General features: G+C 70.4%; 10 protein-coding genes. All 10 read left to right on the top strand.

Annotated elements, in window-relative coordinates; translation table 11 throughout:
• The first annotated feature begins 41 nt into the window (after positions 1 to 41).
• Positions 42 to 1,427: a diaminopimelate decarboxylase gene (lysA, locus tag AC0VYL_RS22230; RefSeq protein ID WP_475455617.1), complete on the top strand. Its 1,386-nt coding sequence runs from the start codon at positions 42 to 44 to the stop codon at positions 1,425 to 1,427.
• A gap of 68 nt (positions 1,428 to 1,495) precedes the next feature.
• Complete coding sequence (locus AC0VYL_RS22225) at positions 1,496 to 2,782, top strand: homoserine dehydrogenase (protein ID WP_475455615.1); 1,287 nt, start codon at positions 1,496 to 1,498, stop codon at positions 2,780 to 2,782.
• A gap of 384 nt (positions 2,783 to 3,166) precedes the next feature.
• Positions 3,167 to 4,225: a threonine synthase gene (thrC, locus tag AC0VYL_RS22220; protein WP_475481393.1), complete on the top strand. Its 1,059-nt coding sequence runs from the start codon at positions 3,167 to 3,169 to the stop codon at positions 4,223 to 4,225.
• A gap of 545 nt (positions 4,226 to 4,770) precedes the next feature.
• Complete coding sequence (gene thrB, locus AC0VYL_RS22215; RefSeq protein WP_475483562.1) at positions 4,771 to 5,709, top strand: homoserine kinase; 939 nt, start codon at positions 4,771 to 4,773, stop codon at positions 5,707 to 5,709.
• Between the two features lie 438 nt (positions 5,710 to 6,147).
• Positions 6,148 to 8,151, top strand: a complete 2,004-nt coding sequence (gene rho, locus AC0VYL_RS22210; RefSeq protein ID WP_475455613.1) for a transcription termination factor Rho — start codon at positions 6,148 to 6,150, stop codon at positions 8,149 to 8,151.
• 215 nt (positions 8,152 to 8,366) lie between these two features.
• Positions 8,367 to 10,193, top strand: a complete 1,827-nt coding sequence (locus AC0VYL_RS22205; protein ID WP_475483561.1) for an L-lactate permease — start codon at positions 8,367 to 8,369, stop codon at positions 10,191 to 10,193.
• A gap of 196 nt (positions 10,194 to 10,389) precedes the next feature.
• Positions 10,390 to 10,599, top strand: a complete 210-nt coding sequence (gene rpmE / locus AC0VYL_RS22200; protein ID WP_475455609.1) for a 50S ribosomal protein L31 — start codon at positions 10,390 to 10,392, stop codon at positions 10,597 to 10,599.
• 120 nt (positions 10,600 to 10,719) lie between these two features.
• A complete protein-coding gene (gene prfA, locus AC0VYL_RS22195) occupies positions 10,720 to 11,787 on the top strand; it encodes a peptide chain release factor 1 (protein ID WP_475455607.1) in 1,068 nt (355 codons plus the stop codon).
• The gene (gene prmC / locus AC0VYL_RS22190) at positions 11,784 to 12,647 is read left to right on the top strand and encodes a peptide chain release factor N(5)-glutamine methyltransferase (RefSeq protein WP_475481392.1); all 864 of its coding nucleotides are present in this window, start codon (positions 11,784 to 11,786) and stop codon (positions 12,645 to 12,647) included. Before prfA ends, prmC begins: the two co-directional genes overlap by 4 nt.
• An 86-nt stretch (positions 12,648 to 12,733) precedes the next feature.
• Positions 12,734 to 13,534, top strand: a complete 801-nt coding sequence (locus tag AC0VYL_RS22185) for an L-threonylcarbamoyladenylate synthase (RefSeq protein ID WP_475481391.1) — start codon at positions 12,734 to 12,736, stop codon at positions 13,532 to 13,534.
• The last annotated feature ends 5 nt before the right edge of the window (positions 13,535 to 13,539 follow it).

The raw sequence follows: 13,539 nt of genomic DNA, 5'->3' as shown, positions 1-13,539 counted from the left end.
CACAGCCAAGACGCACCAGCAGTCCCAGCCGAAAGACCGTCATGAGCCGCTACGCCCACCCCGCCGGATCCCGCCACGCGGAGGTCCTGCCGGAGGAGAACCCGCCGCTGCCGCCCGAGGACCTCAACGCCCTCAACCCGCGGATCTGGCCCGCCACGGCGCACCGCTCCGACGGTGAACTCACCGTCGGCGGCGTCGGTGTGCGCGCGCTCGCGGCCGAGTACGGCACCCCGCTCTTCGTCATGGACGAGGAGGACTTCCGCGGCCGTGCCCGCGCCTACTCCACGGCCTTCGCGGACGCCGACGTCTACTACGCGGGCAAGGCCCTGCTGAACAAGGCCGTCGCCCGCTGGGTGGTCGAGGAGGGGCTCAAGCTCGACGTGTGCTCCGGGGGCGAGCTGGCCGTGGCCCTGGCCGCCGGGGTCCCCACCGACCGCGTCGCCATGCACGGCAACAACAAGTCGGTCTCCGAGCTGCGCCGCGCCGTGGAGGCCGGGGTCGGCCGGATCATCCTGGACTCCCTCGACGAGATCGACCGCCTGGAGGCGGTGGCCGCCGAGTCCGGCGCGCACCCCCGGGTGCTCATCCGGGTCACCACCGGCGTGGAGGCGCACACCCACGAGTTCGTCGCCACCGCGCACGACGACCAGAAGTTCGGCTTCGCGCTGAGCACCGGCGCCGCCGCCGAGGCGGTCCGCCGCGTCCTGGCCGCCGACCACCTGGAGCTGGTGGGCCTGCACTCGCACATCGGCTCGCAGATCTTCGACACCTCTGGCTTCGAGGTCGCCGCCCGCCGCGTCACCCGGTTCCTCACCCGGATCCACGAGGAACTGGACATCACCCTGGCGGAGCTCGACCTCGGCGGCGGCCTCGGTATCGCCTACACCGCCGGGGACGACCCGCTCGATCCCAGGACCATCGCCGCCAGCCTCACCGAGATCGTGCGCCGCGAGTGCCAGGACGCGGGTCTGCCCATGCCGCGCATCGCCGTGGAGCCGGGGCGCGCCGTGGCCGGTCCCGCCGGGATCACCGTCTACGAGGTCGGCACCGTCAAGGACGTCGAGGGCATCCGCACCTACGTGAGCGTCGACGGCGGCATGAGCGACAACATCCGCACCGCCCTCTACGGCTCGGAGTACACCAGCCAGCTGGTGTCCAGGGAGAGCGACGCCGAGCCGATGCTCTCCCGCCTGGTCGGCAAGCACTGCGAGAGCGGTGACATCATCGTGCACGACCTCCACCTGCCCGCCGACCTACGGCCGGGCGACCTGGTGGCGGTCGCCGCCACGGGTGCCTACTGCTACTCCATGGCGAGCAACTACAACCACCTGCCCCGCCCCGCCATGGTGGCGGTCCGGGACGCGAACGCACGGGTGATCGTGCGCAGGGAGAACGAGGAGGACCTCCTCCGCCTCGACGTAGGCTGAACAGTCCGCCCTCCGGGCGCCGCACCGGCGCCCGGCTCGGACACGAGAGAAGTGGGAGTCACGCCCAAATGGCGATGAAGGTGGCGCTGCTCGGATGCGGCGTTGTGGGTTCGGAAGTCGTCCGCCTGGTCAACGAGCAGTCCGAGGAACTGGCCGCGCGGATCGGCACGCCGATCGAGATCGGCGGCATCGCGGTCCGTCGGCTGGACCGCGACCGCGGCGTCGACCCGGCGCTGCTGACCACCGACGCCACGGCGCTGGTCACGCGCCCGGACATCGACGTCGTGGTGGAGGTCATCGGCGGGATCGAACCGGCCCGTTCGCTGATGCTCGCCGCGATCAAGTCGGGCAAGTCCGTGGTGACGGCCAACAAGGCCCTGCTCGCCGAGGACGGTCAGACGCTCCACGCGGCTGCCCGCGAGGCCGGGGTCGACCTCTACTACGAGGCGTCCGTGGCCGGGGCGATCCCGCTGCTGCGCCCGCTGCGCGACTCCCTGGCCGGGGACCGGGTGAACCGGGTCCTGGGGATCGTCAACGGGACCACGAACTACGTGCTGGACCGCATGGACTCCCTGGGCTCGGGGTTCACCGAGTCCCTGGAGGAGGCGCAGACCCTCGGTTACGCCGAGGCCGACCCGACCGCCGACGTCGAGGGCTTCGACGCAGCGGCCAAGGCCGCGATCCTGGCCCGGCTGGCCTTCCACACCCAGCGGGTGACCGCCGCCGACGTCCACCGCGAGGGCATCACCGGGGTGTCGGCCGCCGACATCGCCAGCGCCCGCGCGATGGGCTGCGTCGTCAAGCTCCTGGCGATCTGCCAGCGCTCCGAGGACGGGACGTCCGTGGGCGTGCGCGTCCACCCGGTGATGCTGCCGGTCGAACACCCCCTGGCCAGCGTCAAGGAGGCCTACAACGCGGTGTTCGTCGAGGCGGAGTCCGCCGGGCGCCTCATGTTCTACGGGGCCGGTGCCGGGGGGACTCCCACCGCCAGCGCCGTCCTGGGCGACCTGGTGGCGGTGGTCCGCAACCGTTTGGCCGACACGTCCGTCTCCGAGGGCGCGCACGACACGGGCCTCCCGGTGCACGACATGGGCCACACCATCACCAGCTACCACGTCGCGCTCGACGTGGCCGACCGCCCGGGTGTGCTCTCCAAGGTCGCGGAGATCTTCGCGGACCACGGGGTGTCCATCAAGAACGTGCGCCAGGAGGGGACCGGGGACGACGCCCAGCTCGTGCTGGTCAGCCACCCGGCGCCCGACTCCGCCCTGAGCAGCACCGTCGAACAGCTCAGCGCGCACCCGATGGTGCGCGACGTCGCCAGCGTGATGCGCGTGGAGACCTTCCAGGACTAGGCCGTGTTTTTTTGGATCATTCCGCGCTCGCGACCACCAGGCTGCCTCTCGCTGCGCCGATGAAGCTCGGACAGCCAAACCCGGGCTGACCTTCACTCATCGTCTTGCGAGAGATTGCCTGGACGGCCGCTCGCATCGATGGCGGCTCCGCCGCCACCGGCGAAAGCATCCAAAAAACACGGCCTAGGGCGCCGGCCCGGGTCGCACCCGGGCCGGAATGTCCACATCGTGAGAACAGCATTCCCGAGATGCAAGACGGCTCGGGCTTGGTCATAGACTCGTGGCTGGTGGGACGGATCGCTCCGCGACGCCCGCCACATCCCCACGCGCGCCGGTCCGGCCGCGCGTCAACAGAATCCACCCGAAAGGGACACCGTCGTGAGCATGACACGGGCGTGGCGAGGCATCGTCGAGGAGTACCGCGACCGCCTTCCCGTCAACGAGAACACCCCCGTCGTCACCCTCCAGGAGGGCGGCACTCCGCTGCTGCCCGCCACGCGCGTATCCGAGCTCACCGGATGCGAGGTCCTCCTCAAGGTCGAGGGCCTCAACCCCACCGGTTCCTTCAAGGACCGGGGCATGACCATGGCCATCACCAAGGCCGCCGAGGACGGCGCCAAGGCCGTCATCTGCGCCTCCACCGGCAACACCAGCGCCAGCGCCGCCGCCTACGCCATCCGCGCGGGCATGACCTGCGCCGTGCTGGTGCCCCAGGGCAAGATCGCCATGGGCAAGCTCGCCCAGGCCCTCGTGCACGGCGCCCGCCTCCTCCAGGTGGACGGCAACTTCGACGACTGCCTGGAGCTGGCCCGCAAGCTCAGCGTCGACTACCCGGTCGCCCTGGTGAACTCGGTCAACCCCTACCGCCTCCAGGGGCAGAAGACCGCCGCCTTCGAGATCGTGGACGCCCTCGGGGACGCCCCGGACATCCACTGCATCCCGGTCGGCAACGCCGGCAACATCACCGCCTACTGGATGGGCTACACCGAGTACGCCAAGGACGGCGTCTCCACCAAGGCCCCGCGCATGTTCGGCTTCCAGGCCAGCGGTTCGGCGCCCATCGTCGACGGCGCCCCGGTGACCAGCCCGAGCACCATCGCCACCGCGATCCGGATCGGCAACCCCGCCTCCTGGAAGCTCGCCGAGCAGGCCCGCGACGAGTCCGAGGGCCTCATCCACAAGGTCACCGACCGGCAGATCATGGCCGCGTACAAGCTCCTCGCCGCCGAGGAGGGCGTGTTCGTCGAACTCGCCTCCGCCGCCAGCGTGGCCGGGCTCCTCCAGTCCGCCGAGGCCGGACTGGTCCCGAGGGGCAGCCGCATCGTGTGCACGGTGACCGGAAACGGCCTCAAAGACCCGGACTGGGCCCTGGCCGGAGCCTCCTCGGCCACCACCGTGCCCGTGGACGCGCTGGCCGCTGCCAAGGCCCTCAACCTCGCCTAGCCCCGCCCCGGTGCCCGACCGCCCACCCCGGGAACCGACGGGGCGTCTCAGCCACGGCTGGAGGGCCAGACGGGGGGCGCCTCCGCTCCAAGGGGGTGCCCGCCTGCCGTCTCTGGGGCTGTCTGGGTCAGCTGACAGGCGAATCCTGTCTGCTCACCTTCGTTCCGGGTGGGGTGGTGGCCGGGTCTCCTCGGCCACAGCCGTGAGCCCTGCCCGTCCACCCGAGCCCCAGCAGGTGTGCTGGCCGGGCCAGCACAGCCAGAGGTGTGAGTCGGCCCGTCCGCCTCGGCCACAGGTGTGATTCCCGCCCGAACACCCCTGCCGCAGGGGGGTGCCCCGTTCGAGCGCCGGAGAGGGTTCTGCAGGAGGAGTCGAGCCGCTAGCGAGGAACGAGCGTCAGGCGTGGACGACGACGAAGAATCCCTCTGCAAAGGCGCCGAACCCGGGCCGAAGCGAAGCGGAGGCCCAAAGTGGTACAGCCGAACCCCGGGCCGAAGCGAAGCGGAGGCCCAAAGAAAGCAGGAAAAGGAATGACCCCACCACGCGTGTCCGTCCGGGCCCCGGCCACCAGCGCCAACCTCGGTCCGGGCTTCGACGCCCTCGGTCTGGCCGTCCGGCTGTACAACGAGTTCCACGTCGAGCTCCGCACGGACGGCGAGCTGCACATCCGTGTCGAGGGGGAGGGTGCGGGCGAGGTGCCGCTCGACGGACGCCACCTCGTGGTCCGGGCCATGCGGGAGGCCTTCGACCGGGCCGGGGAGAAGCTTCCCGGGCTGGACCTGCACTGCGTGAACGGGATTCCGCACGCGCGCGGGCTGGGGTCCTCCTCGTCGGCGATCGTGGGCGGGGTCGCGGCGGCCTCGGCGCTGCTGGGCCGGTCCGGTCCCGGGGGCGGGCCGGACCGGGAGTGGATCTACCAGGTCGCCGCGGACATCGAGGGCCACCCGGACAACGTGGCGCCGTGTGTCCACGGCGGCTACACGGTCGCCTACCGCGACGGCGGATCCTGGGGCGCCGCCCGGCTGACTCCGGACCCGCGGGTGCTGCCGGTGCTGTGCGTGCCCGGGTGGCGGCTGTCCACCGAACGCGCGCGCGGGCTCCTGCCGGAGTCCGTCTCCCACGCGGACGCCGCCTTCAACGCGGGGCGCGCCGCGCTGATGACCGCGGCCGTTTGTGGCCAGACCGAATCCCTGTACGCGGCCACCGAGGATCGGCTACATGAGGCGTACCGGGCCCCGGAGATGCCGCGTACCCTGGATCTCATCCGTGACCTGCGTGAACACGAGAAACTTCCGGCGGTGGTCTCCGGTGCGGGCCCCACGGTGCTCGTTCTGTGCTCCGTTTCGGAGGGACACGCGCGGGCGGATTCACCGGAAATCACCCGACAGGTTGATTCGATTCGCCTGCGGGCGGGTAATGATTGGGACATACGCCCCCTGCACATCGAGCCGGTGGGGGTGCGGACCCCATCTCCCCATCCGTAGCATCTGTGTCGAGGAATAGCCGTGGCCTCTGGTGATGTTAGGCTTGGTGAAGCACCAGATGCCCCGTTGCGGGGCGTGTGCTCATCCGCCACAACGGCTTCCGCGTCTCATACTCCGGCGGTCCGATCTCTCGACCTGTTGGAAGCGGTGGCCCAAGTGTCGATCCAGCGGATCTCCCGCTGTGCCCACGTCTCCCGAGTACTCTCCTCCGTCATGGTCGAGTGTGTCCTCAGGGTAGACAGGCAGTACCTCCGAGCCACTCGCCCCGACGTCTGGCTGTACCCAGAGCCCGCCGCGATTGGGTAGGGGACCGTCTTCGCCGGTTTCCGACATCCACGTGGGGCACGCCCTACCCGGCCCCTGCCGGTTCGCACCACCGGGCCGGCCGCTCAAGCAATCCGCTGACGGCCGAAGCCCGCTCCTTGGGAAGGACCCTTAGTGAGCGACACCACCGAACTCCGAACGGACGCGGCGGTCGACAGCAAGAAGAGCGCCGACGCCTCCTCGGAGGCCGGCGAAGCCACGACCGCAAGGTCACGCACGGCCTCGCGCGGTACCGGGCTCTCCGCCCAGAAGCTCCCCGAGCTCCAGAAGCTCGCGTCGAGCATGGGTATCACCGGCACGGGGCGCATGCGCAAGAGTGACGTCATCGCCGCGATCGAGGCCAAGCAGGGCGGCCCGGTCGGCGGACCGTCGACGGCCAAATCCGCAAAGAAAGCCGACACCGCCCCCAAGGCCGGTAAGGTCGAATCAACTGACGGCCCGGCCGAAGCCCAGTCTCCCGCCAAGTCGGGCACGGACGAGGCACCGCGCAAGAGCGCCGGTGAGCGGTCGTCCGACCAGGCCGTGACCGAGACCCAGGGTGGGAAGGGCGAAAAGCCCTCCCGTAACCGCCGCTCGTCCCGCAGGCGCGGCGACGAGTCCGGTGACCAGACCCGCTCGGTGGACGGCACCGACTCCTCTACCTCCGCGAGCAGCGTGACCAAGACATCCAGCACCCCCCAGAAGAACGGCCCCGACTCCGAGGACCGTGACACCAGGTCCGGGCAGGGTCGCGAGCGCCAGCGCAACCGTCGCAACCGCAACCGCGGCGGTGACGACCAGAACGCGAACAACAACTCCGAACGCCAGCAGGGCGGCGGCGGTGGCGGCGGCCAGAACCAGGGCGGCCGCGGCAACAGCGGGAACAACAACGACGACGACGACTTCGGTGGCGGTCGCCGCCGCGGGCGCCGTCGGGACCGCCGGGACCGCCGCGGCGGACGCGGAGGCGGCCAGGAGCCGGAGCCGGTCATCGGTGAGGACGACGTCCTGCTGCCGGTCGCGGGCATCCTGGACATCCTGGACAACTACGCCTTCGTCCGCACCACCGGCTACCTGCCCGGGCAGAGCGACGTGTACGTCTCCCTGGCCCAGGTGCGCAAGCACGGACTGCGCAAGGGCGACCACATCATCGGTGCGGTCCGCCAGCCCAAGGACGGCGAGCGCCGCGAGAAGTTCAACGCCCTCGTGCGTCTGGACTCGGTCAACGGCATGTCGCCGGACCAGGCCCGCGGCCGTCAGGAGTTCTCCAAGCTGGTTCCGCTCTACCCCCAGGAGCGTCTGCGCCTGGAGACCGAGCCGAACATCCTGACCACGCGCATCATCGACCTCGTCGCGCCCATCGGTAAGGGCCAGCGCGGTCTGATCGTCTCGCCGCCCAAGGCCGGCAAGACCATGGTGATGCAGTCGATCGCCAACGCGATCACCGAGAACAACCCCGAGTGCTACCTGATGGTGATCCTCGTGGACGAGCGTCCCGAGGAAGTCACCGACATGCAGCGCACGGTCAAGGGCGAGGTCATCCACTCGACCTTCGACCGCCCGGCCGAGGACCACACGGTCGTCGCGGACCTGGCGATCGAGCGGGCCAAGCGGCTCGTGGAGATGGGCATGGACGTGGTCGTCCTGCTCGACTCCATCACCCGTCTGGGCCGCGCCTACAACCTGGCCGCCCCCGCCAGCGGACGCATCATGTCCGGTGGTGTGGACTCCACCGCCCTCTACCCGCCGAAGCGCTTCTTCGGCGCGGCCCGCAACATCGAGGGCGGCGGCTCGCTGACCATCCTGGCGACCGCGCTGGTCGAGACCGGCTCGCGCGCCGACGAGGTGATCTTCGAGGAGTTCAAGGGCACCGGCAACATGGAGCTCAAGCTCAACCGGTCCCTGGCGGACAAGCGGATCTTCCCGGCCGTGGACGTGGACGCCTCCAGCACCCGTAAGGAGGAGATCCTGATGTCGCCGGAGGAACTGAACGTCGTCTGGAAGCTCCGCCGGGTGCTGCACGCCCTGGACACGCAGCAGGCGATCGAGCTGCTCCTGGACAAGATGAAGGAGTCCAAGAGCAACGCCGAGTTCCTCATGCAGATCCAGAAGACCACGGTGGGCCCCGAGCGCTCGTAGCCGCTTCGGAGTCCGTCTCACGAGGGCCCCCTTCCCGGGTTCGGGGAGGGGGCCCTTCGTGTGTCCGGGGTGCCTCCGCAGGGGTGGTTTCCGGAGCGCGGAAGCCGATGATCACCGATGTGTCTCGGATCACAGTGGGGGGCTGGTGGGTGTCGGTCCGCGAACGTAGGGTCACGCGGGCCAGAGTGCACACCCCCTACCAGGGAGCCGCCTGGATGGACAACCTCGCCCTGCTCAGCCTTCTCGCGCTCACCCCGATCCTGGTCGTCGGAGTCCTGCTCGTCGGGTTCCGCCTCCCCGCCATGTACGCGATGCCCACCGGATACGTCGTCGTGGTCACGATCGCCGTCCTCTTCTGGCGGACCGAATGGGCGACCGTCGCCGCCTCCACCCTCCAGGGCCTGATCCTCGCCGCGGGCCTGCTCTACATCATCTTCGGCGCACTGCTCCTGCTCTCGACCCTCACCAGGAGCGGGGCGGTCGCCACCATCCGCCGGACCTTCACCGACATCACCCCCGACCGCCGGATCCAGGCGATCATCATCGGCTGGCTGTTCGGCAGCTTCATCGAGGGCGCCTCCGGGTTCGGCACCCCCGCCGCCGTGGTCGCCCCCCTCATGCTCGCCCTGGGCTTCCCCGCCATGGCCGCGGTCATGGTCGGCATGGTCATCCAGAGCACCTCGGTCAGCTTCGGCGCGGTCGGCACCCCGATCCTCGTCGGCGTCGGCGGCGGACTGGAGGGCGGCGGAGGGGTGGAGGCGCGTGCGTCCGAACTCGGCATGAGCTTCCCCGAGTACGTCACCGAGATCGGCTTCCAGACCGTCCTGCTGCACTCGATCACCGGGACCCTCGTCCCCGTACTGATCTGTTGCATGCTCTGCGGTTTCTACGGCGGGAGGCGGCGCTTCTCCGACGGTCTGGAAGTGTGGCGGTTCGCGCTCTTCAGCGGTTTGGCCCTGACCGTCCCCTCCCTCCTGTACAACTACTTCCTCGGCGTCGAGTTCACCAGCCTCCTCGGCGGACTCACCGGCCTGGTCATCGTCGTGCTCGCCGCCCGTCGGGGCTTCCTCATGCCGAAGCGGGTCTGGGACTTCCCGCCCCGGGAGGACTGGCTGGCCCGCTGGACCGGGCGGATCGAGTCCGGCGGCGCGGACCGGACGGCCGACACCGGCCGACGCGTCGGCTTCCTCAACGCGTGGGCCCCCTACCTCCTGGTCGCCGCCCTGCTCGTGGCCACCCGCACCGTCGAGCCGGTCAAGGACTGGCTGTCCGGCGTCACCGTGGGCGCCACCGACATCCTCGGCACCTCGATCGGGGACTCCGTGGCCCCCCTCTACTCGCCCGGCGCCACCTTCGTCCTCGTCTGCCTCGTCACCTACGGTCTGCACCGGATGCGGCCGCGGGAGATCCTCGACTCCTGGCGGACGGCCGCCTCCCAGCTGGCCGGTGCCGCCGTGGCCCTGCTCTTCGCCGTGCCCCTCGTACGGGTCTTCATCAACACGGGGACCGGGTTCGGCGCGACCGACCTGGAGAGCATGCCGCTCACCCTGGCCACCGGGGCCGCCGAACTCGGCGGCCAGCAGTGGCCACTGCTGGCTCCCTGGATCGGTGCCCTGGGTGCCTTCGTGGCCGGGTCCAACACCGTCTCCAACCTGATGTTCTCCCTGTTCCAGCACTCCACCGCCGAACGCATCGGGGTCCCGCCCGAGAACGTCGTCGCCGCCCAGGCCGCCGGTGGTGCGGCGGGCAACATGATCACCGTGCACAACGTGGTGGCCGCCTCCGCCGTGGTCGGCCTCGCCGGGAGGGAGGGCGACATCCTCCGCCAGACGGTGTTCCCGCTGACCTACTACCTGTTGACGGCGGGTTCCCTGGCCTACCTGTTCATCCACGGGCCCGGTGCCAACGCGGGACTCCTCATGCTCTGCCTCACCCTCGCGGCCACCGGCGGCACCCTGGCGTGGCTGTGGCGCCGCGACCGCCGTGAGTCCGCGGCGGTCGGGACACCGGGCGCGAAGACACCGGAAAGGGGGCGGGAATAGGTACTGGTCCCGGCACGGTTGATGGTCTGGCAAACTGGTATCAGGGAACGGCCGTCCTCCCGAGGGGAGTGCACGCCGCCCTCTTACCTGGATCGCCGCGACACCGGTTCGCGCATGGTCAACGAACGCCGCCCCACCCCCGACGGTGGTGCGGTCGTCATGCGTCCGGCGGTCGCGCACTAGCAAGGAGACACACATGCAGGCCGACATCCACCCCGAGTACGTCCCGACCGAGGTGACCTGCACCTGCGGGGCCCAGTTCGTGACGCGCAGCACGGTTTCCGAGGGCAAGATCCGCGCCGACGTGTGCTCCGCGTGCCACCCCTTCTACACCGGCAAGCAGAAGATCCTCGACACCGGTGGCCGGGTCGCCCGCTTCGAGAAGCGCTTCGGCAAGCGCAAGTAGCGCTGCCCGTCGTCCGGTGGCGCCGCCCCTCCCAGGAGCGGGCGGCACCACCGGGCATCCAGGCGGTTCCCCGTACGGGGGAGACGGACAGGGCGAGCGACAAGACGGGAACGTGGGAAAGTGAAGCTGGACGACCTCCTTGGGGAGTACTACGAGCTGGAACAGCAGCTCGCCGACCCCGAGGTGCACGCCAACCAGGCCAAGGCGCGCACGCTGGGCAAGCGCTACTCACAGCTCACCCCGATCATCGAGGCCTACCGTCAGCTCAAGGAGGTCGAGAACGACATCGACGCCGCCCGTGAGCTGGCCGCCGAGGACTCCTCCTTCGCGGAGGAGGCCGACCGCCTGACCGAGGATGCCGAGCGGCTCACCGAGCGCCTGCGCGTCCTCCTCGTCCCGCGCGACCCGGCCGACGACAAGAACCTCATCATGGAGGTCAAGGCCGGCGAGGGCGGGGAGGAGTCCGCCCTGTTCGCGGGCGACCTCGTCCGCATGTACCTGCGCTACGCCGAGCGGCAGGGGTGGAAGACCGAGGTCATCGACGCCACCCACTCCGACCTGGGCGGGTACAAGGACATCACGATCGCCTTCAAGAACCGGGGCACCCCCGAGCCCGGCACCGGCGTGTGGCCCATGCTCAAGTTCGAGGGCGGCGTCCACCGGGTCCAGCGCGTCCCGGTCACCGAGTCCCAGGGGCGCATCCACACCTCCGCCGCGGGCGTCCTCGTGGTCCCCGAGGCCGAGGAGATCGAGATCGTCATCAACGACAACGATCTGCGCATCGACGTCTACCGCTCCTCCGGGCCCGGCGGTCAGAGCGTCAACACCACCGACTCCGCCGTGCGGATCACCCACCTGCCCACCGGCATCGTGGCCTCCTGCCAGAACGAGAAGAGCCAGCTCCAGAACAAGGAGCAGGCCATGCGCATCCTGCGTGCCCGCATCTTCGCCGAGGCCCAGGCCAGCGCTGACGCCGAGGCGTCCGCCGAGCGCAAGAGCCAGGTCCGCACCGTGGACCGCTCCGAGCGCGTGCGCACCTACAATTTCCCGGAGAACCGTATCTCCGACCATCGCGTCGGCTACAAGGCCTACAACCTCGACCAGGTCCTCGACGGGGAGCTGGACGGGGTCGTCAAGGCCCTGGTGGACGCGGACACCAAGGAGAGGCTCGAAGCCGCCCAATCATGAACTTCCTGCTCGACGAGGTCGCCCGCGCCACACTGAGGCTCGCGGAGGCGGGCGTGGCCTCACCCCGTACGGACGCCGAGGAACTCGCGGCGTTCGTGCACGGTGTCCGTCGAGGGGAACTCCACGCCGTCTCCGACGCCGACTTCGACGCGCGCTACTGGGAGTGCGTCTCCCGCCGCGAGGCGCGCGAACCCCTCCAGCACATCACCGGCCGCGCCTACTTCCGGTACCTGGAACTCCAGGTGGGCCCGGGGGTCTTCGTGCCCCGGCCGGAGACCGAGATCATGGTGGACTGGGCGATCGAGACCCTGCGCTCCATGGACGTCGCGGACCCCCTCGTCGTGGACCTGGGCTCCGGCTCCGGCGCCATCGCGATCTCCATCGCCCAGGAGGTCCCCCGCTCCCGCGTGCACACCGTGGAGATCGACCCCGGCGCCCTGTCCTGGACCCGCCGCAACATCGAGACCACCGGGCACGCCGACCGCGTCACCTCCCACGAGGGCGACATGCGCACCGCCCTGCCCCAGCTCAACGGCCGCGTCGACCTCCTCATCAGCAACCCGCCCTACGTCCCCACCAGCGAGGCCGGGGTGATCCCGCCCGAGGTGCGCGACTACGACCCGGCGCCCGCCCTGTGGTCCGGCGCGGACGGGCTGGACATGATCCGCGAGCTGGAGGCGGTCGGCCGCAGACTCCTCCGCCCCGGCGGCGCCATGGCCGTCGAACACCACGACGGCCAGGGCATCGACATCCCCCGGCTTTTCCCCGAGGACCGCGGCTGGCGCGACGTCCTCAACCGCAAGGACATGGCCCGGCGCGACCGCTTCGTGGTCATGCGCCGCGCCGACGACGACGGTTAGCCGCCCCGTGTCCGCAGAGCCACACCCCCCATCCCCACCGCAGGACCGGCAAGCAGGTCCGGTCGACCGAGATTGAGGTGACGCAGGTGAGCCGCATCTACGACTGCGCGGACGAGACCGCCCGCAAGGACGGCATCGCCGACGCCGCGTCCGCGGTACGCCGAGGCGAACTCGTGGTGCTGCCCACGGACACCGTGTACGGCATCGGCACCGACGCCTTCAGCCCGAAGGCGGTGGCCGGACTCCTGGAGGCCAAGGGCCGCGGGCGGGACATGCCGCCGCCGGTCCTCGTGGGCTCCATGCGCGCCGCCTCCGCGCTCATCGAGGACCTGGGCAACCACGGACGTGACCTAATGGAGGAGTTCTGGCCCGGCCCGCTCACCCTCGTGTGCACCGCCACCCCCAGCCTCTCCTGGGACCTGGGCGACACCAAGGGCACCGTGGCCGTGCGCATGCCGATGGACCCGGTGGCGCTGGAACTGCTCAAGGAGACCGGCCCCATGGCGGTGAGCAGCGCCAACAAGTCCGGTCAGGCCGCCGCGACCACGGCGGAGGAGGCGATCGAACAGCTCGGTGACGACGTCGCCGTGTACCTGGACGGCGGCGAGGCCGAGAGTCCGGTGGCCTCCACGATCGTCGACCTCACGTACGCGGTACCCCGCGTACTGCGCTCCGGAGCGATCTCCATCGAGCAGCTGCGCTCGGTGTGCGGCACCGTGATCGGGGAGCTGCGCAAGGGCCGCACCAAGCCGAAGAAGGCGCAGGAGGAGGGCGAGGCCCCCGCCGAGGCGGCGGCCGAGTCGCCCGAGTCAGCGGAGGCACCCGAGCCCGGGGCCGCCGAGCCAGAGACCCAAGGGTCCAAGGACACCGACCGCTCCGAGAGCTAGAGGGA

This window comes from Nocardiopsis sp. iso_238 (assembly GCF_056173325.1).
The sequence above is the reverse complement of the archived record's forward strand: the minus strand, read 5'-3'. Positions and strand labels throughout refer to the sequence as shown.

What these genes read in the sequence shown, in the direction of transcription:
- lysA (WP_475455617.1), top strand. Translation starts at nt 42, where the DNA reads ATGAGCCGCTACGCCCACCCCGCCGGATCCCGCCACGCGGAGGTCCTG.
- AC0VYL_RS22225 (WP_475455615.1), top strand. Translation starts at nt 1,496, where the DNA reads ATGGCGATGAAGGTGGCGCTGCTCGGATGCGGCGTTGTGGGTTCGGAA.
- thrC (WP_475481393.1), top strand. Translation starts at nt 3,167, where the DNA reads ATGACACGGGCGTGGCGAGGCATCGTCGAGGAGTACCGCGACCGCCTT.
- AC0VYL_RS22205 (WP_475483561.1), top strand. Translation starts at nt 8,367, where the DNA reads ATGGACAACCTCGCCCTGCTCAGCCTTCTCGCGCTCACCCCGATCCTG.
- rpmE (WP_475455609.1), top strand. Translation starts at nt 10,390, where the DNA reads ATGCAGGCCGACATCCACCCCGAGTACGTCCCGACCGAGGTGACCTGC.
- prmC (WP_475481392.1), top strand. Translation starts at nt 11,784, where the DNA reads ATGAACTTCCTGCTCGACGAGGTCGCCCGCGCCACACTGAGGCTCGCG.